Origin of the sequence: Streptomyces sp. Ac-502, assembly GCF_045222935.1 — a bacterium.
Taxonomy (GTDB): domain Bacteria; phylum Actinomycetota; class Actinomycetes; order Streptomycetales; family Streptomycetaceae; genus Streptomyces; species Streptomyces monomycini.
The window spans coordinates 762,639-782,801 of sequence record NZ_JBHFFO010000001.1 but is presented as its reverse complement, the minus strand read 5'-3'; the positions used below and the strand labels follow the sequence as shown (position 1 = coordinate 782,801).

Here is a 20,163-nt window from a genome sequence, read left to right as displayed (position 1 = left end):
AAGGACATCATCCAGCTGACTTCAGCCACGTTTTCGCCGGGGAAAGCGTCCTGTGGCCCGTGCTGCGGCGCCTCGCCCACACATCCCCACTCGAAGGTGTCGCGCCGGCCTCCCGGCAATGCCGTGGCGGGTGTCCCGATGAGACAGCGCGCCGTCGCGGCACCCTGGCCCCGCCCGCGGACACCACACCGACCCGGACCTGTGGCCGGCGGCGGCCGGCGTCGCCGGGGAGGCGTGGCGGGTCAGGGGCGGGGCCGGTCAGTGGGGTGTGACGGCGTCCTGTAGGTCGGTGTCTGCTCGTCCGGTGGCGGCTGCGGACGCGTGGAGTCGTGCGTAGGCGCCCCCGGCGGCCAGGAGTTGGGGGTGGGTTCCGCGTTCGATGATGTGGCCGTTCTCCATCACGAGGATGAGGTCCGCTTCGCGGACGGTGGAGAGGCGGTGGGCGATGACGAAGCTGGTGCGGCCCGCGCGCAGGGAGTTCATCGCGCGTTGGATGAGGGCTTCGGTGCGGGTGTCGACGGAGCTGGTCGCCTCGTCCAGGAGCAGGATCGAGGGGCGGGCGAGGAAAGCGCGGGCGATGGTGATGAGTTGCTTCTCGCCCGCGCTGACGCCTGCCGACTCTTCGTCCAGGACCGTGTCGTAGCCGTCGGGCAGGGTGCGGATGAAGCGGTCGGCACACGTGGCGCGGGCGGCGGCCTCGATGTCCTCGCGTGTGGCGTCGGGGCGGCCGTAGGCGATGTTCTCGGCGATGGTGCCGGAGAAGAGCCAGGGGTCCTGGGGCACCAGGCCGATGTGGGAGCGCAGTTCTTCGCGGGTCAGGGTGGTGATGTCGGTGCCGTCCAGGAGGATGCGGCCTTCGTCGATCTCGTAGAACCGCATGAGGAGGTTGCCCAGGGTGGTTTTGCCCGCGCCGGTCGGGCCGACGATCGCCACGGTGCGGCCGGGCTCGACGGTGAGGGAGAGGTCTTCGATCAGGGGGTGCCGGGGGTGTAGCGGAAGTGGGTCTTCTCGAACCGCACGTGTCCGCGCGCCTTGCGGAGGCGTGCGGGGGGATCGGGGTCGGGGCGTTGTTCGTCGGCGTCCAGGAGTTCGTGGACCCGTGCGGCGGAGGCGAGGGCGGACAGCAGGCGGGCGGCGATGCCGGCGGTCTCGACGATCGGCTGGCTGAACTGCCGGGAGTAGAGGATGAACGCCTGGACGTCGCCGATGGTCAGGGCCCCGGCGACGACGCGCAGGGCGCCGACGACCGCGACGACGACGTAGCCGAGGTTGGAGATGAACATCATCGACGGCTCGGTGGCTCCGGAGACGAACTGGGCCCGTGCGCCGGCGCGGTACAGGGCCTGGTTGTGCTCGTCGAAGGCGCGCTCTGCCTGCTCGCGCCGGCCGAAGCCCTTGACCAGCGCGTGTCCGGTGTAGACCTCCTCGACATGGGCGTTCAGCGCTCCGGTGGCGGCCCACTGCTGGGTGAACCGCGGGCGGGCGTGCTTGCTGATCCGGGCGGCGAGCACGGCCGACAGCGGGACGCAGGCCAGCATGATCAATGCCAGCAGCGGGGAGATGACGAACATCAGCACCAGCATGGTCAGCACGGAGAACACCGCCGTGATCAGCTGGCTGAGGGTCTGTTGGAGGGTCTGCTGGACGTTGTCCACGTCGTTGGTCACCCGGCTGAGCAGCTCTCCCGCCGGGTGGCGGTCGAAGTACCGCATCGGCAGACGGGCGAGCTTGGCCTCCACGGACCGGCGCAGCGCGAAGACCACCCGCTGGACGACGGCCGCGACCAGTCTGCCCTGGAGGAGGGTGAGGAAGGAGGCGGAGCCGAAGAGCGCGAGCGCGATCAGCAGCACCCGGGCGATCCCGGCGAAGTCGATGCCGCCGGATGTATGGGGGTGCTGGATGCCGTCGAAGACGAGATCCGTGGCCTTGCCGAGGAGCATCGGACCGGAGGCGTTGAGCGCGACGCCGCCGATGCCGAGGACGACCGCGACGGTCACCTGGGCACGGTGCGGGCGCAGCAGTCCCAGGGTGCGGCGGGCGGGGCCGAGCCGCCCGTGGTCAACGCTGTCCGGCGGGACCATGGGCCGTCTCCTGAAGAGTCGTGGCGGCTCCGGCGTCCGGGGCGGAGCCGCTGTGGGGGTCGGTGTGCGGGGTGAGCTGGGACCGGGCGATCTCTTGGTAGGTCGTACTGGTACGCAGCAGTTCCTCGTGCGTTCCGGTGGCGACCACCCGCCCCGCGTCCAGGACCACGATGCGCTGTGCGTGCTGGACGGTGCTGACGCGCTGGGCGACGACGAGCACCGTCGCCCGGGCCAGCTCCGGCTCCAGAGCGGCCCGTAACGCGGCGTCCGTGGCGTGGTCCAGCGCGGAGAAGCAGTCGTCGAAGAGGTAGATGTCCGGCTTGCGCAGCAGGGTGCGGGCGATCGCCAGGCGCTGCCGCTGCCCGCCGGACACGTTGGTGCCGCCCTGGGCGATCGGTGAGTTCAGCCCCTCGGGCAGGCGCTGTACAAAATCGCGGGCCTGCGCGATCTCCAGTACGCGCCAGAGTTCTTCGTCGGGGGCGTCCGGGACACCGAAGCGCAGATTGCCGGCGACGGTGCCGGAGAAGAGGTACGGCCGTTGCGGCACGAAGCCGACGGTGCGGCGCAGCACCTCCGCGTCCAGTGCGCGGACATCGACGCCGCCCACATGGACGGAGCCGCAGGTGGCGTCGAAGTACCGCAGCACGAGATTGAGCAGGGTGGTCTTGCCGCTGCCGGTGCTGCCGAGGATCGCCACCGTCTCGCCGGGGCCGGCGCTCAGGTCGATCCCGCTCAGCACGGGATCCTTCGCTCCCGGATAGCGGAGCCCGGCACCGCGCAAGGACAGGACACCGGCCGCGGGCAGGGTACGTACGGGTTCGGGCGGTGCCGCCACGCTCGGTTCGGTCGCCAGTACCTGCTGGATGCGCTCGGCCGAGACCCTCGCCCGAGGCATCGCCAGACACACGAAGGTCACCATCACCACCGACATCAGGACCAGCGACAGATAGCTCAGGAACGCGCTGAGCGCACCGAACGGCATCGCCCCGGCCTCGACACGGTGGGCCCCGAACCACAGCACGGCCACCATGAAGGCATTGAGGGCCAGCAGGACGACGGGAATGACAGTCGCCAGCAGCCGGCCGACGCGCAACGAGATGTCCTGCAATTCGGAATTGGTGCGGTCGAATCTCGCGCCTTCATGGGCATCGCGCACAAAAGCCCGTACGACACGGACTCCGGTAATGCGTTCGCGCAGCAGTCCGTTGATGCGGTCCAGGTATTTCTGCATACGGGCGTAGAACGGATCGGTGCGGCCGAGAATGAGTCCGAAGACCGTGCCGAGGACCACCACCAAGGTGATGAGGAGCAGGGACAGCTGAACATCCTGCCGGAGTGCGAGTGCCACGCTGCCCAGACACATCAGGGGCGCCGACACGGCGACGCCGAACGCGGAGAGCGCCAGCGTCTGCACCTGCTGCACATCGTTGACGGTCCGCGTCATCAGCGACGGTGTGCCGAACTGCCCGACCTCCCGGGCCGAGAAGTCCAGCACCCGGCGGAAGACCGCCGAGCGCATGTCGCGGCCCATCGCCATGGCCGTACGGGCGCCCAGCGACACCGCACCGACGGACGCGGCGATCTGGACGAGGGCCACGGCCAGCATGACCAGGCCGATCCGGGTGATGTAGCCGCTGTCGGCCTTGACCACACCGTTGTCGATGACCGCGGCGCCCAGCGTCGGCAGGGCCAGGGTGGCCAGGATCTGCACCAGCTGCAGCAGCCCCAGCAGCGCGACGGAGCGCCGGTGGGGCCGCAGGTGGATTCGCAGGAGTCTGAGCAGCACCGGGAGACGCTCCAGGAGAAGGCAGGCCCGGCCGGCAGCGGGGATGAGAGCGCCGGTTGGGTTTGGAGGGGGCACACCCGGACAGTGCAGCGCACCGCACACCGGAAAATCCCTAGTGTCCCGCCGGGGCGCCGCGGGCCGTACGGAATCCGGCGGCGCCGTTCCCCACAGGCCGAAGACACGCGGTGGACGGTACTCGGGAAATCCCTAGTGTGCCGGTGATTTCTTGACACCGCGACCGGCTGCTTGGAAGCGTACGATCACCCAGCGTCCGGGCTTCGGAATTCGATGCAATCCGATGCCGTTAGAGGCCGAGTAGCCAAGAGGCCCAGCAGTCGACTCGGCTCTGCGTTTGGGCGGTCTGTTCTTTGGCGGAGAAGAGGAATGAGATGTCCAAGCGTGCGCTGATAACCGGAATCACCGGGCAGGACGGCTCCTATCTGGCCGAGCACCTGCTCGCGCAGGGCTACCAGGTGTGGGGCCTGATGCGGGGGCAGGCCAACCCCCGCAAGTCGCGGGTCAGCAGGCTCGTCTCCGAACTGAACTTCGTCGACGGCGACCTGATGGACCAGGCCAGCCTGGTCTCCGCGGTCGACAAGGTGCAGCCCGACGAGATCTACAACCTCGGTGCGATCTCCTTCGTCCCGATGTCCTGGCAGCAGGCCGAACTCGTCACCGAGATCAACGGCATGGGCGTCCTGCGCATGCTCGAAGCGATCCGTATGGTCAGCGGCCTGAACGGCTCGCGCGGCGGTGGCGGTGGCAGTCAGATCCGCTTCTACCAGGCGTCCTCGTCGGAGATGTTCGGCAAGGTCGCCGAGACCCCGCAGTGCGAGACCACCATCTTCCGGCCGCGCAGCCCCTACGGCGTGGCGAAGACCTATGGGCACTTCATCACCCGCAACTACCGCGAGTCCTTCGGCATGTACGCGGTCTCCGGCATGCTGTTCAACCATGAGTCGCCGCGCCGTGGCGCGGAGTTCGTGACGCGGAAGATCTCCCTCGCGGTGGCCCGCATCAAGCTCGGCTACCAGGACAAGCTGTCCCTGGGCAATCTGGACGCCGTCCGTGACTGGGGCTTCGCCGGGGACTACGTCCGTGCCATGCACCTGATGCTCCAGCAGGACGAGCCGGGCGACTACGTGATCGGCACCGGCCAGATGCACTCGGTCCGTGACGCCGTCCGCATCGCCTTCGAGCATGTGGGCCTGAACTGGGAGGACTACGTCAGCATCGACCCCTCCCTGGTGCGCCCCGCCGAGGTGGAGATCCTCTGCGCCGATGCCGAGCGCGCCCGCACCCAGCTGGGCTGGGAGCCCAGTGTCGACTTCCCCGAGCTGATGCGCATGATGGTCGACGCCGACCTGCGCCAGGCGGCCCGCGAGCGGGAGTACGGGGACATGCTGCTGGCCGCCAGCTGGTAGCCGGGACCAGGGGACACCCCGGCGCGCGGCGCCGGCCGCGGGCGTGTCCCGTACGTCTCCGTGACGGTGGGCCCGCCGTCACGCGGAGCGCGAACACTAGGTGATTTCCCGTCGTCCGCCCTGTGGGATGGACGTGTGGACCACAGGCGCCGCCGATCGCCTGCCGTATTCCGGCGGGCCGGTCCGGTGCCCCCGCGAGGAGGAGCCAGCACCATGACGACGACCACGGCGGAAGGGCTCTGGGCCCGGTGTTACCACCCGGCGCCGGACCGCCCGCGCCAGCTCGTGTGCTTTCCGCACGCGGGCGGTTCGGCCACCTTCTACTTCCCCGTCTCGGCGGAGCTGTCGCCCGTGGCGGAGGTGCTGTCGGTGCAGTACCCCGGCCGTCAGGACCGGCGTAACGAGACCAGCCCCGGCACCGTCACGGCCATGGCCGATCGGGTGTACGCGGCCCTGAGGGACCGGATCGGGTCACGGCCGACGGCGTTCTTCGGGCACAGCATGGGCGCGATGGTCGCCTTCGAGGTGGCCCGGCGGCTGGAGGCCGACGGCGGCGAACTGACGCATCTCTTCGCCTCGGGGCGGCGGGCACCCTCGCGCTACCGCGCGGAGAGCGTGCACCGGCGGGACGACGACGGGATCGTCGCAGAGTTGAAGCGGCTCTCCGGTACGGACACCTCGGTGCTGGGTGACGAGGAACTGCTGCGGATGGTCCTCCCGGCGGTCCGCAGCGACTACACCGCGGTGGAGACCTACCGCTGCGACCCCGGGGCGGCGATCAAGGCACCGATCACCGCGCTGACCGGTGACAACGACCCCCTGACCACGGTGGAGGAGGCCGAGGACTGGCGTGCGCACACCACGGGCGCGTTCGACCTCCGGGTGTATCCGGGCGGTCACTTCTTCCTCAGCTCCCAGGCTCCGGCCGTGCTGGCGGTGCTGCGTGAACATCTCAGTGGTGCGGGGGAGTTCGTGCGCTGAGGCGCGTCCTGGTCACGGAGTCTGCTGATCATGTAATCTGACGCAGGTCGGCCATCACTCTTTAGGGTGATTTGCAACACGATGTGATGATGCCCCCCTCGCGTCTGTTGTGTCTCTGAGGTGCGAGGAGCTCTATGGTGCAGGAGCGGAGCGTCAGTTCCCGCTTAGGCAGCACCTTGGTCGGCCGAAAAGATGATGTGGGACAGCTCGACCACCTCGCCCGCGAGGCACGTCGGGGGCGCGCGAGCTCGGTGGTGGTGACCGGCCCGGCGGGAATCGGCAAGTCCGCCCTCCTGCGCGCTTTCCTCGACGGGGACTCCTGCCGCCACGCGACGGTTCTGCACGGCCGCTGCGAGGAGAGCGCCTCGGGCGACTCCTTGGGCGGCGTACGCGCCTTGCTCGCCCCGACCGCGCAGCGCACCGCCCCTGGCAGTCCCGCCCGCCACGCCCTCACTCCCGGCGCGCCGGCTGACGGGCCGCCGCACGCCCCCGCCGTCCAGCGCGTGTTCCACGACCTGTACCGCCTCGCGGCCGGCGAGCTGAGCCGCCGCCCGCTCGTCCTGGCTCTGGACGACGTCCATCACTGCGACGAACTCTCCCTGCACTGGCTGGACTTCCTGCTGCGGCGGGCTGATGGTCTTCCCCTGCTCGTCGTCCTCACCCAGCGGGCCGAAGCCGCCGTTCTCGCGCGTGGCGCCCCGGTCCGACGTGCTCTGGCGGACGTCACCGCACGCCGCACCACGACACTGCGCCTGCGGTCGCTGACCGAGGCCGACGTCGCCGAGGTCGTACGGCAGTTCTTCCCGGCGCCTGCCGCCCCCGCCTTCGTCGCCCGCGCCCGGGCCGTGACCGGCGGAAACCCCCGCCTCCTGGAGCGCCTGCTGTGTGAACTGCGGGCCGAGGGCGTCGGTTCCGGCGTGGGCGGCGCCGACCGGATCGCCGAGGCCGGCCCGCGCGTCCTGGCCCACTGGGCACGCGAGCTCCTGGACCGCTGGCCGCCCTGGGTCGGCGAGGTCGCGCGGGCGGTGGCGGTCCTCGGCGAACAGGACGCCGACCGGATCGGCCCCCTGACCACCGTCCCCGTCGATGTCGTCGAGGACGCCCTGACGGTGCTGCGCGAGGCCGGAGTGCTGACGCCCGGCAGACGCCTGGCGGACGACGTGGTGCACGCGGCGGTGCTGGCACCCCTGGACGCCCAGGCGCTGGCGGAGCTGCGTACGCGGGCGGCCCTGCTCCTGAGCGACGCGGGCCGGCCCGCCGAAGACGTCGCCGCCCACCTCCTGCCGCTGCCCTCGGTGTCCGAACCCTGGATGCCGGGCGTCCTCATGGAGGCCGCCGCCCGGGCCGAGGCGCGCGGCGCCCCGGAGGCCGCGGCCCGCTACCTGTACCGGGTGCTGGAAGCGGACCCCGGGAGTGTGGAGGTGCGCGTCCGGCTGGCCAGGGCACTGGCCGAGACCGACCCGTCCGAAGCCGTCGCCCTGCTCCGCGGAGCACTGGCACCCAGCGTCGGCATCCGTACCCGGGCGAGGATCGCCGCGCAGTTCGGCACCACCTACCTGGCCGCCCGCGAAGGCCCCGCCGCCCTGAGCATGCTCGAAGACGTCCTGGCCGCCCTCGACACCGAACTCGGTCCCGACCCCCTGCCCGCCGACCGCGACCTGCGCACGCTCGTCGAGTCCGTGCTGCTGATCGTCGGCTCACACGACCGCGGCACGATCGCCGCGACACGGAAACGGGCCGCGGCGATGACCGCACCCGAGGGCGACACGCGCGCCCAACGGCAGAAACTGGCGGCGATGGCCGTACTGACGGCACTCGACGGCCAGGCCCCCGAACCGGCGGTGACGTACGCCCTGCGCGCGGTCTGCTGCCCCCAACCCCCACCGAAGAGCTGGTCCCTGATCAACTCCGCCATCGTCTTGGGCCTCGCCGACCGCACCGACGACGCGCTGCACGCGCTGGACCGCCTGCTGAGCCACGGCCGGGAGAACTCCGCCATCTGGACCTACTCCGCGGCCCTGTCCGTCAGGGCCCTGCTCCTGCACGGCCTGGGCGCACTCCCGGAAGCGCTCGCGGACGCCAGGGCCGCGGTACAGGTCAGCGGCGCGGAACGGTGGGGCGAGATGATGGTCCTGCCGCGCGTGGCCCTGGCGGGCGTACTGGTGGACCGGGGCGAGGCCACGCACGCCGAGGAACTGCTGGCCGGCACCGGACCCGCCTGGCGCGAACAGTACGTGTGGACCCATCACCGTTACCTCATGGCCTACGGCCGCGCCCGCCACGCCTTGGGGGACGCGGAGGGCGCGCTGGCGCTGTTCCGCGAGTGCGGCAGATCACTGGAGGAGGCCGAGGTGCGCCACGCGGCCTACCTGCCCTGGTGGGCGGAGGCGGCCTGCGTGCTCGCGGAGCTGGGCCGTGCCGAGGAAGCCGAAGAGCCCGCGGCGCACGGCACGCGGCTCGCACGGCGCTGGGGGACCCCACGTGTCCTCGGCCTGGCAGCCATGGCCCGCGGCGTGGCAACCCCCGGCGAGGAGGGCGTGGAACTGCTGGGCGAGGCGGTGCGGGAACTGTCCGCCTCACCGGCCCGCATCGACCACGCCCGCGCTGAACTGCTCTTGGGCCAAGCCCTGTTGGCGGCCGGCGAGTTGCGCGCCGCGCGTGAGCACCTGCGCGCCTCGGCCGACCTCGGCCAGCGCTGCGGCGCCCTCGCGCTGGGCCAGAAAGCCCGGGGTGCCCTGCTGGCAGCGGGCGGCCGCATGCGGAAGATGACCGGCTCACCCCTGGACCTGCTCACCGGTATGGAACGCAAGGTCGCCGGCCTCGCCGCCGGCGGCGCCAGGAACCGTTCGATCGCCCAGTCGCTGCACGTCACCGTCCGCACGGTCGAAACGCATCTGACCAACGCGTACCGCAAGCTGGGAGTCTCCGAGCGTGCCCAGCTCGCCGCGGTCCTCCGCTCACCGGGCGTCCGCGGGGCACAGGCGCCGCATCAGGCGTCGCGGCCGCGCGGGCAGCGCTGAAGGCGGCCAGGAACATGCCGGGAACAGGGCGGCAGGGAGAGCCGCTGTACGCGGGACTCATCCGGGCGGGGCTCCGGCGCACCGACCCGCCGTTGCTCGAACGCGAGGAGGAACAGGCGGAGTTGCGGCGTGTGCTCGTCGCGCTCGACGACGGCCGCCCCGCCGTCGTCTCCGTGACCGGCCGCCCCGGCTTCGGCCACAACGCCCTGCTGCGCTGGACCGCCCGCCTCGCCGAGGAGCGCTCGGTACGCGTCCTGCGGGTCAGCGGTTCGCCGGCCGAACGCGACCTGCGCCACGGAGCCGTGATCCAGCTGCTCGGCCAGCTGGGCGAGGTGGCCGAACGCTCCCTGCGTACCCTGCGCGGGCAGCGCGAGCCGGACGGTCTGCCGGGCCTGCCCGAACTCCTGCACACCGCCCGCCGCACCCCCACTCTCGTGACGGTGGAGGACGCACAGTGGCTGGACGCGGCATCCTCGCACTGGCTGCAAGCCCTGGTACGTCGCCTGTCCACGGGCCTTCCCCTCGCCCTGCTCATCGGCCGCACCGGCCTGGAACCGCACGGCCCCGACCGGCTGGCCGACGCTGCTCCCTGCGCGCGGCTGACCCGCCATCTCGGCGTCGGGCCCCTGAGCCGGGGCGCGGTCATCACCCTCGCCGAGCAGATCTGCGGCGGCCCCTGCGACGAGGCGTTCGCCACCGCGGCGGCCCAGGCGTCCCACGGCAGCCCCGCCGTACTGCACGCGGCCCTGCACTGTTTCGCGGAGGCGGGCCACCGGCCGACCGCCGACCGTGTCCCGCAGCTGCGCACCCTGATCACCGGCATCATCGGTGACCGCGCGGGGCGCGCCCTGCGGGGTCTGTCCGACGAGGCCACCGCCGTGCTGCGCGCGCTGGCCGTCGCCGGCGACCTGCTGGACTTCCCGCTGATCTGTTCCCTGGCCGGGTTGTGCACCGTCCCCGAAACCCGGCTGCGCGCGGCGCTGGAGGCGGCCGGCTTCACCCTTGCCGACGGCTCCTACGAACGCGTCCGTCTGCCCGTCGTCCGGGCCCGCATCCTGGAGGACACGCCCGCCGCCGAACGCGCCGCCCTGCACGCCCGCGCCGCCCACCTCGCCCACCAGGTCGTGGCCGACGACGAAGACATCGCCCGCCTCCTCCTCCAGGCACCTCCCATCGGCGAGCCCTGGGCCGTACACGTCCTGCGTGGCAGCTTCGGCGCCGCGGTGCGCCGCGGCGACTTCCCCCGCGCCGCCGCCTACCTCGAACGCGCCCTCGACGAACCCCTGGAACCCCTGGAACATGCGCACATCAGCCTGGACCTGGCCGGCGTCGAGGCCGTCACCGCCCCCGAAGCCGGCGACCGCAGGCTCACCGCCCTCGTCCACACTCCGGGCGAGGGCGAAGCGTGGGACCAACTCCGCGTACGCGCACTGGACACGGGACTGGCCCGCGGCGACGACGCCTGGGGCCGCCGGAACGCCGCCCAGGCCCTCGCCACCGCCCACGGCAGGGAACGCGACAACCTGATCGCGCTGTACTGGTACGCCGCCGAGGCAGGGCCCGGAGTGGCCGACGTGTCCGTCCTCGACACCCCCGCTCTCGACGTCCCCGACCTGCCCGAGCACCCTCTCGCCCCCGCCCAGGCCGGCATCCGCGCGGGGCAGCTCGCCGCGCAGGGCCGACACCGTGCGAGAGTCGTGGAACTGGCCCGCCGCGCCCTGGACGCGGGCCCCGCCGCTCCCGCGGTGCCCCGCCTGGTCGCCGCCAGGGCACTGTGGCTCACCGATGCCGCCACCGAAGCAGAGGACCGGCTCGCCGCCATCATCGCCGAACTGCGCCGCCGCCACTGCCGGCCCCTGCTCGCCCGCGCCTTGGCCTTCTGCGCCGAACTGCATCTGCGCAGCGGCCGTCTGGACACCGCCGACCGTGTCGCGGACGCAGCCGAACGGGCCCTGCCCATCGCTGCCTGGCACCCCTTGGCCGTCTCGCACCTCATAGCCGTACGCGCCGTCATCGCCCTGGAGATCCGCCGCCACGACGAAGCGCGCGCCCTGGCCGAAGCCCCCTGCCGCCCGGTGCCGAATACGGCATCCACTGGCCCGATCTGCTGTTCGCCCGCGCCCGCGTGGCCGTCGACGAAGAACGCTGGTCCGAGGCCGTCGAACTGTACAAGGAGAGCGGACGCTGGCTGCTGCGCAGAGGGTGGGCCAACCCCATCGTGCTGCCCTGGCGTTCTTCGGCCGCCCGGGCCTGTCTCATCCTCGGCGATCAGGACCAGGCCCAGCGTCTGCTCCGGGAGGAACTCACCCTCGCCTGCCAGTGGGGTGCACCGAGCGCGCTGGGGCTGGCGGAGCTGTGTGCCAGAAGCTTCGCTGTCCAGGGACCGGCCGCCGGCGTCCGCGAAGCCGCCCACGTCGAGCGCGAGCTGCCCATCCGGCTCACCTACGCCTGGGTCCTGGCCGAACTCGCCACCGCCGAGGTCACCAAGGGTGATCGAGCCACCGCTGCCGGCCTGCTGGCCGAACTGTCCCGCCTCACCTTCACCCACACCTCCAGCCGCCTGGCCGAACGCGTACGGTGGCTGACCGCCCGGCTGGAAGAGCCCACCGGCACCTCCGACGAAGGGGCGCTGCCCAGGGGATGGGCGGCCCTGTCGTCCGCCGAGCGGCAGACCGCCGAACTGGCCATCCGAGGCCTGGGCAACCGAGAGATCGCGGAACAGCTCGTGGTGAGCCGGCGTACCGTCGAACACCGGCTGAGCAGTACGTACAAGAAGCTGCAGATCACCTCACGCAAGGAACTCCGCGCGTCAGGCCGGCCGACGGAAGAGGACATGACGGATGCTGTATGAACGGGAAACCGAACTGGCCCGCATCGAGACCGCAGTACGCCGGGCACAGGAGGGCCGTTCTTCCGCAGTGCTCCTGACCGGCCCCTTGGGCATCGGCCGTTCCACGCTCCTCCAGGAGGCCGGTGTCCGTTCCGCCGCCACCTCACGGGTCCTGCGAGCCAACGCCGCACCCATGGAGCAGGACTTCGCCCTGGGCATCGTCCACCAGCTCATGGGGTCCCTCCCGGCCGGTGATCTCACCCTCCCCGGCGACCAGGAAACGGGCGGCACCACCCGGCCGGACCACCCCGGCGACCTCCCGGATCCCGGGGACCAGGGCGCACCCGTCTCCGAAGCCACCCTGCACGGCCTGCGGTCCGTGCTGGCCGAAGCCTGCGCCACCACCCCCGTACTCATCCTCGTCGACGACCTCCAGTGGGCCGACATCCCCTCCCTGCGCTGGCTCGCCTACCTGACCAGGCGCCCGCACGGACTGCGCGTCGCGGTCGTGTGCACCCTGCGCGACGGCGACCCCCGCGCCCAGCACCCGCTCATCCGCGACATCGCGGACGCGGCCGACGTCCTGCGCCCCGCTGCGCTCTCGACGGCCGCCACCCGGGCCCTGATCCACCACCACTTCGGCGAACCCGCCGACGACAGCTACGCCCACGCATGTCACGAGACCTGCGCGGGCAACCCCTCTTCCTCCGGTCCGTCCTGTGCGACCTGGCACTGAGCGGGCACCGCCCCACCGCCGGGCACGCCGCCCAGGTCCGCGTGCAGCGCCCCGCTCAGCTCCGCGACCGCCTGGCGGGCTGCCTGCACGCCCAGCCCGCTCCCGTACGCGACCTGGCAGCCGCCATCGCCGCCTTCGGTGACCACGGTGAGCCCGACCTCGTCCGGCGCCACGCGCGACTGGACTCCGTCGGATTCCAGCAGGCCCTGCGCACGCTGCACCACCTGGGACTGCTCGCCCCGCACGACACCCCGCGCTTCATCCACCGCGTCGTCCGCGACGCCGTCGACTCCGCCCTCACCGTCGCCGAACGCGAACGTTCCCGGGATGCCGCCGCGGACCTCCTCCACCAGGCCGGGCACCCTGCCGAACACGTCGCCGAGCTGCTGATGACCGTCACCGCCACCCACCGCCCCTGGGCCGTACGGGTACTGCGGACCGCCGCGCAGGCCGCGCTGCGCCGCGGCGTGCCGGTCACCGCCGCGCGCTACCTCCAGCGCGCCCTGCTCGGCAGCACGGGCGTCTTCGAGCGCGCACGCCTGCTGGTCGAGCTGGCCGTCGCCGAACGCGATATCGACCCCGCCGCCTGCGAACGGCACATCGGCCAGGCCATCCGCCTGCTGCCGACGGCCACCGAACGGGCCGCCGCCACCTTGCTCATGCCACCGAGCCTCCTGGGCGAGGCGCCCCCTTCGGCGGTGGATCTGCTGCGCCGCGTGGCCGAAGACCTCGATCCCGCGGCGCCACGCCACGGATACGCCAGGGAGATCGCCCTGCGGATGGAAGCCCGCCTGTGGCACGCCGGGCACGAGAACCCGACGGAGCTCGCCGGTGCGGTGGAACGCCTGCGCACACTCGGTACCCCACCACCCTTGGACATCGGCGGCGCCCGCGAACTGGCGGCCGTTCTGAACAACGCGGCCGTCCTCTCGAGCGCCGTGCCGGCACCGGAGGTCGCGGCCCTGGCCGAACAGGTCGTGGAACGCGAGCCGGTGACCTCCGCGCGGGTCGGCATCGCGCTTCCCCTGGTCGCGGTGGCCCTGTACGCCGCCGATGCGGCGGGGGGCATCGACACGCGCCTGTCCTGCGAGCAGCCCGCTGCCCGTCCGCAAGCGGTGGTGCACGTCGAGAACGCCCTGCTCCAGCTCGCACGGGGCCGCCTGACCCAGGCCCGCGAACAGGCCGACCTGGCCGCTGAACTGGACGACGCGGACTGGCGCGAGCCCACCGCCGCCGTGCGAGCCGCGGTGGCCATGGAAACCGGGGACATCCAGCTGATCGAACGGCTCCTGGAAGCCGCCGGTCAGCGCTGGCCGGACAGCCTCGGCCTGAGGGCCATGCTGCAACTTCTCAAAGCGTCGCTCGACGCCCGTCGCGGCCGCGGTGTCCACGCCCTGGATTCCCTCCTGGCCTGCGGTCGCCAACTGGAAGCCGCCGGCTGGCGCAACTCCGCCCTCTACCCCTGGCGGCCCCGCGCCATAGTCCTCCATCACCGCCTGCGCGAGCCCCGGCCGGCCCTGGCCCTGGCGGAAGAAGAACTGGCCTGGGCGCGGCAATGGGCCGCCCCCGCACCCCTGGGCCGCGCCCTGCGTCTGAAGGCCCTGCTGCCCGGCGGTGGGGGAGTACCCGTCCTGCGCGAGTCCGCCGAGGTCCTCCGCGGGTCCGCCAACACGCTCGAACGGGCCCGTACGCTCCTCCAGCTGGGCCGGACCGTGGAGAGCGGCAAGGAGGCGAAGGCGATGCTGCGCGAGGCCGCTGATCTCGCCACGGCCTGCGGCGCACCCTGGCTGACCGAACGCGCCTACGCGGCCCTGGGAACCACCACCACCGCCCCGAGCGCCGAGGCAGCGCTCACCCACAGCGAGCGCAAGGTCGTCTCTCTGGCGGGCCGGGGGCTGACCAACCAGGAAATCGCCGACGAACTCGGTGTGAGTACCCGTGCGGTGGAAAAGCACCTGACCTCGTGTTACCGCAAGTTGGGTGTGGCGGGCCGGCGGGAGCTGCTGGCGGGCCGGAGTGCGGCCGGGGCGTTCGCGGCACGCTGAGCGCGCCGCGGCGGAGAATGCGGCTTACCGGTGGTAAGCGGTGCGGAGTGTTCGGGGGGACCGAAAGGGCGGTGCGGGACCGTACCCCGCGGGAGGGCGACCACAGGTTTAGCGGTGGCGCGCCGGGTGCACGTTGACGCTTGTCTGGACCTCTCCCTAGTGTCGATCGTGCCGGGGAGATCGGAATTCTCCTCCGGACAACTGCTGGGCCGCCCAGGTTTCCGGCATGTTAAATCCCTCGGGTTTCTCCTTCTCGCTCGATCTCACTTGTACTTTGGTTTGCTGACGGGGGTTGAAAGGATGTCGGTCCCTTGAAGTTCTCTGCTCTGGTGGATTCCCCGCAGTTTTCGGCAGGCCGGGGTGCGGCCGGTCTGCCCGGTGCTACGGAACGGCGGGAAGAGCGGCCGCCGGCCGACCGGCCGGGCGTGTGCATGGCCGTACTGGACCCGTACTTGACGGTCCGTCAGGCATCCCAGGACTTCTACCGCAACTTCGCGACCCCCGACGCGGCTTCCGCCGACGTGCTCGCCTCTTCCCCTCCGAGTCCTCGACCACGGCCCCGGACGTCTGCGGGCGTGACTTCCGCGACCTGGTGCACCCCAGCGTGCGGCAGCCCCTCATGCGGCAGTTCGAACGGCTGCTGACCGGCCGCTGCGACCGGTTCGCCGCGCACGTGGTGGCGCTGCGGGCGACCGGCGACACATTCACCGGAAACCTCACGGCCACCGCCGTGAGCGGCTACGCCCCCGGCCCGGCCGCGGTGCTCGTCACGATGCCGTCGGGGCAGGCCGCGGAGGGCGACGCGGTGGTGGCGCCGCGGAAGAAATTACTCAGCGAGATCGACGCGCGCATTCTGGAAGGAATCGCGGCCGGCCTGTCCACGATTCCGCTGGCCTCCCGGCTCTATCTCAGCCGGCAGGGAGTGGAGTATCACGTCACCGGACTGCTGCGGAAACTGAAGGTCCCCAACCGGGCGGCCCTGGTCTCCCGCGCGTACGCGATGGGAGTGCTGACGGTGGGGACCTGGCCGCCCCGTGTCGTGGACGGCTTCATCAAGTAGCACACCGGGTTCCCGGGGCCGCCGCGTGCGGACCCGCGGGACGGGGCCCGCCCTTGCGGCACGGCCCGGTCCGAAAGGGAACCGAAGGGACGCAAGGCGCCGGGGGCGCCGCGGAGCAACCGCGGTGCCCCCGGCGCCTTGGTGTGCGGCCGGTCCTGACGCCCGGCCGACTCTAGGGAATTCCATGGCCGTTCCTGTCGAGACTGGGCAGGTGGCGTGCGGGAAGTCGAGCTGCCTCGTGCGGGGCACGCAGATAACCCAGTCGCTGTGGAACAACCGTCCCCAGTGCCGGATGCCCACAACGAAATCCTCTGCTGTCCGCCGGTCTTGAGATGGGTTGGGTTGAACGTGGCGAACATGGACCAGGAACAGAAACTCCGCGACTACCTCAAGCGGGCCAGCGCCGATCTGCGGCGCTCCCGCCAGCGGGTGGGCGAGCTGGAGGCGGCGGCCCGCGAACCGATCGCGATCGTGGGCATGAGCTGCCGCTTCCCGGGAGGCGTGCGCAGCCCTGAGGAGCTCTGGTCCTTGCTCGCCGCCGACGGGGACGGCATCACGGCGGCACCCGGCGACCGCGGCTGGGAACTGTCGGCCGAGGACGCGGGGGAGTTCTCCGGCGGCTTCCTGCACGACGCGGCCGATTTCGACGCCTCCTTCTTCGGGATATCCCCCCGTGAGGCCCTTGCCATGGACCCGCAGCAGCGACTGCTGCTGGAGTCCTCCTGGGAGGCCTTCGAACGGGCCGGCATCGACCCGGCGGCGGTCCGTGGTTCCCGGACGGGCATGTTCGTCGGGGCGATGCCCCAGGAGTACCGGGTGGGGCCGGACGACGACGTCCAGGGCTTCGCCCTGACCGGCACCACCACCAGCGTCATCTCGGGCCGCCTCGCTTACTTCTTCGGGGCCGTGGGCCCGGCGGTCACCGTCGACACCGCCTGCTCGTCCTCCCTGGTGGCCCTGCACCTGGCCGCCCACTCCCTGCGCCAGGGCGAGTGCTCCCTGGCGCTGGCCGCCGGCGTCACCGTGATGTCCAGCCCCACCACCTTCGTGGAATTCAGCCGCCAGGGCGGGCTCGCTGCCGACGGGCGCTGCCGCTCCTTCGCCGACTCCGCCAACGGCACCGGCTGGGCCGAAGGCGTCGGCGTCCTGGTCCTGGAACGCCTCTCGGAGGCCCGCCGCAACGGGCACGAGATCCTGGCCGTCGTCCGGGGCTCCGCCGTCAACCAGGACGGCGCCTCCAACGGGCTCACCGCGCCCAACGGCCCCTCGCAGCAACGGGTCATCGAGCAGGCACTGATCAGCGCCCGGCTCTCCGCCGACGAGATCGACGCCGTCGAGGCGCACGGCACCGGCACCACCCTGGGCGACCCGGTCGAGGCCCAGGCACTGCTGGCCACCTACGGCCAGGGCCGCGAGGCCGACCGCCCGCTGCTGCTGGGCTCCGTGAAATCGAACCTCGGCCACACCCAGGCGGCGGCCGGCATGGCCGGCGTCATCAAGATGGTGCTGGCCATGCGGCACGGCCTGCTCCCGCGCACGCTCCACGTGGACGCACCGTCCTCGCACGTCGACTGGACGCAGGGGGCCGTGCGCCTGCTCACCGAGCAGGCTCCCTGGCCCCGGGGCGAGCGGCCGCGCCGGGCCGGTGTCTCCTCGTTCGGGCTCAGCGGCACCAACGCGCACACGATCCTGGAGGAAGCCCCGGCCGAGCCTCAGGAGGACGCAGAGCCTGCCGCGGCCGCGCCCGTGGCGGCCGGTGCCGTCCCGTGGCTCGTCTCCGGCCGCACCCGCGAGGCGCTGCGCGCCCAGGCGGCACAGCTGCTGGAACACCTCGCGTCCCGCCCCGGCCTCGCGCCCGTGAAGCCCGTGGACGTCGCCTACTCCCTGGCCACGGCCCGCTCCGGCATGGAGCACCGTGCCGCGTTCACCGCGGCCGACCTGGACGGGGCCCGCGCCGCCCTCACCGCGCTCGCCGACGGCGCGCCCGCACCCGGCCTGGTGCAGGACACCGCCCGGACGCGGTCCAAGCTCGCCTTCCTCTTCACGGGGCAGGGCTCCCAGCGGCCGGGGATGGGGCGCGACCTGGCCGCCCGCTTCCCCGTCTTCGCCACCGCCCTCGACGAGGTCCTCACCCACTTCGACCAGGGCCTCGAACGGCCCCTGAAGGATGTGCTGTTCGCCGCCGAGGGCATGCCCGAGGCCGCCCTGCTCGACGAGACCGGTTACGCCCAGCCCGCGCTGTTCGCGATCGAGGTGGCGCTGTACCGGCTCGCCGAGTCCTTCGGCGCCAAGCCGGACTTCCTCGCCGGGCACTCCGTCGGCGAGATCGCCGCGGCACACGTGGCCGGGGTCTTCACCCTGGCCGACGCCGCGGCTCTGGTGCTCGCCCGCGGCCGCCTCATGCAGGCGCTCCCCGAGGGCGGCGCCATGATCTCCCTCGAAGCCACCGAGGAGGAGGTCCTGCCCCTCCTGGAGGACCGGCAGGACCACGTCTCCGTCGCCGCGGTCAACGGGCCCACCGCCGTCGTCATCGCCGGCCGGGCCGACGAAGCCGCCGCCGTGGCCGAGCACTTCGCCGGACTGGGACGGAAGACCAAGCGGCTGCGCGTCTCGCACGCGTTCCACTCCCCGCTGATGGAACCCATGCTGGAGGAGTTCCGTACGGTCGTCTCCCGGCTCGCGCCGCAGGCGCCCGCGCTCCCGGTCGTCTCCGGCCTGACCGGCACCCTCGCCACGGTGGAGCAGCTGACGTCCGCCGACTACTGGGTGGACCACGCCCGCCACACCGTACGGTTCGCCGACACCCTCGCCTGGCTCGACGGCCACGGCGCCACCACCTACCTGGAACTGGGCCCGGGCGGCGTCCTGTCCGCCATGGCCCAGACCTGCCTGGCCGCGACCGCCACGGCCGACAGCACCCCCGGCCCGGCCGCCCCCGGCTCCGCCGACGGCATTCCCGCGACGCTCGCCGTGCTGCGGCCGGGCCGCCCCGAGGCCGATACGCTCACCGCCGCGCTGGCGGGCCTGCACACCCGTGGCGTGGCCGTCCAGTGGGAGCGCTACTTCGAAGGCACCGGCGCCCGGCGCACGGACCTGCCCACCTACGCCTTCCAGCGCCGCCGCTACTGGCCCAGGAGCGTGCCCGGGTCGGGCGGTGACGTGCGCGCCGCCGGCCTGGGCGCGGCGCACCACCCGCTGCTGGCGGCGGCCGTGTCGGTCGCCAACTCCGACGGCCTGCTCCTCACCGGCCGCCTGTCGCGGCGCACCCACCCCTGGCTCGCCGGTCACGCCGTGCGCGGCACGGTGCTGCTGCCGGGCACCGCCTTCCTGGAGCTGGCCGTGCGCGCCGGGGACGAGGCCGGCTGCGGCCGCGTGGAAGAACTCACGCTGGCCGCCCCGTTGGTGCTGCCCGAGGAGGGCGGCGTCCAGGTGCAGGTGTGGGTGGGCAGCCCGGACGAGACCGGCCGCCGCGCCGTGAGCGTCCACTCCCGCCCGGACGGCCCGGAGGAACTGCCCTGGACCCAGCACGCCGCCGGCACCCTCGCCGCCGGCGAGCACCGGGCCGGCTTCGACGCCACCGTCTGGCCCCCGCCGACGCGCGTCCGCTGGACCTCGACGGCTTCTACGACCGCATGGCCGACACCGGCTTCGGATACGGCCCCCTGTTCCAGGGCCTGCGCGCCGCCTGGCGCAGCGGCGACGCCGTCTACGCCGAGGTGACCCTGCCCGAGACCGACGGGGCCGACGAGGCGTCTTCTGGGGCGTTCGGCATCCACCCGGCCCTGCTGGACGCCGCACTGCACGCCGCGGCCTTCGTCGACCTGGGCGAGCAGGCCCGCGGCGGCCTGCCCTTCGCGTGGCAGGACGTGACCCTGCACGCGAGCGGGGCGAGCACGGTCCGCGTGAAACTGTCCCTGGCCGACGAGGACGCGGTGGCGATCTCCGTCGCCGACACCACGGGTGCCCCCGTCGCCTCCATCGGCTCGCTCATCCTGCGTACCCTGCCCGACGAGCGGCTCGGCGCCGACTCGCTCGTCCGCGATGCCCTCTTCGAGCTGCGCTGGACCGAACCGCGCCAGGCCGGCCAGGCGACGCCCGCGACGGTCGCCGTCCTCGGCCCGGACTTCTTCGGCCTGGAGCAGGCCCTTGTGGCGCCGGACCGTACCGTCACGGCGCTGCCCGGCCCGGACGCCGTCACGG

General features: G+C 72.5%; 10 protein-coding genes and 2 pseudogenes. 10 read left to right on the top strand and 2 right to left on the bottom strand.

Annotated elements, in window-relative coordinates; all coding sequences use genetic code 11:
• Window positions 1–258 precede the first annotated feature (258 nt).
• Together ACEXOX_RS03470 and ACEXOX_RS03465 are read right to left on the bottom strand one after the other, a co-directional pair.
• Window positions 259–2,081: pseudogene (locus tag ACEXOX_RS03470) on the bottom strand (ABC transporter ATP-binding protein).
• The gene (locus ACEXOX_RS03465) at window positions 2,059–3,867 is read right to left on the bottom strand and encodes an ABC transporter ATP-binding protein (RefSeq protein WP_406519012.1); all 1,809 of its coding nucleotides are present in this window, start codon (window positions 3,865–3,867) and stop codon (window positions 2,059–2,061) included. Before ACEXOX_RS03465 ends, ACEXOX_RS03470 begins: the two are co-directional and overlap by 23 nt.
• A gap of 389 nt (window positions 3,868–4,256) precedes the next feature.
• On the opposite strand from ACEXOX_RS03465, the gene ACEXOX_RS03460 reads away from it, so the two are divergent.
• The 10 genes and pseudogenes from ACEXOX_RS03460 to ACEXOX_RS03415 all read left to right on the top strand — a co-directional run.
• Window positions 4,257–5,291: a GDP-mannose 4,6-dehydratase gene (locus ACEXOX_RS03460; RefSeq protein WP_406519010.1), complete on the top strand. Its 1,035-nt coding sequence runs from the start codon at window positions 4,257–4,259 to the stop codon at window positions 5,289–5,291.
• A gap of 213 nt (window positions 5,292–5,504) precedes the next feature.
• Window positions 5,505–6,272 carry a thioesterase II family protein gene (locus tag ACEXOX_RS03455; RefSeq protein ID WP_406519008.1) on the top strand — a complete coding sequence of 256 codons (768 nt, stop codon included), beginning with the start codon at window positions 5,505–5,507 and terminating at the stop codon, window positions 6,270–6,272.
• Window positions 6,273–6,406: 134 nt separating this feature from the next.
• The gene (locus tag ACEXOX_RS03450; RefSeq protein WP_406519007.1) at window positions 6,407–9,292 is read left to right on the top strand and encodes an AAA family ATPase; all 2,886 of its coding nucleotides are present in this window, start codon (window positions 6,407–6,409) and stop codon (window positions 9,290–9,292) included.
• Between the two features lie 14 nt (window positions 9,293–9,306).
• Window positions 9,307–11,877, top strand: a complete 2,571-nt coding sequence (locus ACEXOX_RS03445; RefSeq protein WP_406519005.1) for an AAA family ATPase — start codon at window positions 9,307–9,309, stop codon at window positions 11,875–11,877.
• Window positions 11,805–12,143: a response regulator transcription factor gene (locus ACEXOX_RS03440; protein WP_406526212.1), complete on the top strand. Its 339-nt coding sequence runs from the start codon at window positions 11,805–11,807 to the stop codon at window positions 12,141–12,143. The genes ACEXOX_RS03445 and ACEXOX_RS03440 overlap by 73 nt, the downstream gene beginning before the upstream one ends.
• Window positions 12,133–12,858 (top strand): AAA family ATPase, encoded by a 726-nt coding sequence (locus ACEXOX_RS03435; protein WP_406519003.1) that lies wholly within the window; start codon window positions 12,133–12,135, stop codon window positions 12,856–12,858. Before ACEXOX_RS03440 ends, ACEXOX_RS03435 begins: the two co-directional genes overlap by 11 nt.
• Entirely contained in the window at window positions 12,795–14,903 is a 2,109-nt protein-coding gene (locus ACEXOX_RS03430; RefSeq protein WP_406519001.1) for a LuxR C-terminal-related transcriptional regulator, read from the top strand. Before ACEXOX_RS03435 ends, ACEXOX_RS03430 begins: the two co-directional genes overlap by 64 nt.
• Window positions 14,904–15,507: 604 nt before the next feature.
• Window positions 15,508–15,963, top strand: coding sequence for a LuxR C-terminal-related transcriptional regulator (locus ACEXOX_RS03425; RefSeq protein WP_406518999.1), 456 nt, complete (start codon window positions 15,508–15,510; stop codon window positions 15,961–15,963).
• A 348-nt stretch (window positions 15,964–16,311) separates the two neighbouring features.
• Entirely contained in the window at window positions 16,312–19,683 is a 3,372-nt protein-coding gene (locus ACEXOX_RS03420; RefSeq protein ID WP_406526211.1) for a type I polyketide synthase, read from the top strand.
• A pseudogene (locus tag ACEXOX_RS03415) lies at window positions 19,596–19,919 on the top strand (polyketide synthase dehydratase domain-containing protein); the annotation flags it as partial. The gene ACEXOX_RS03420 and the pseudogene ACEXOX_RS03415, both read left to right, overlap by 88 nt.
• Window positions 19,920–20,163 lie beyond the last annotated feature (244 nt).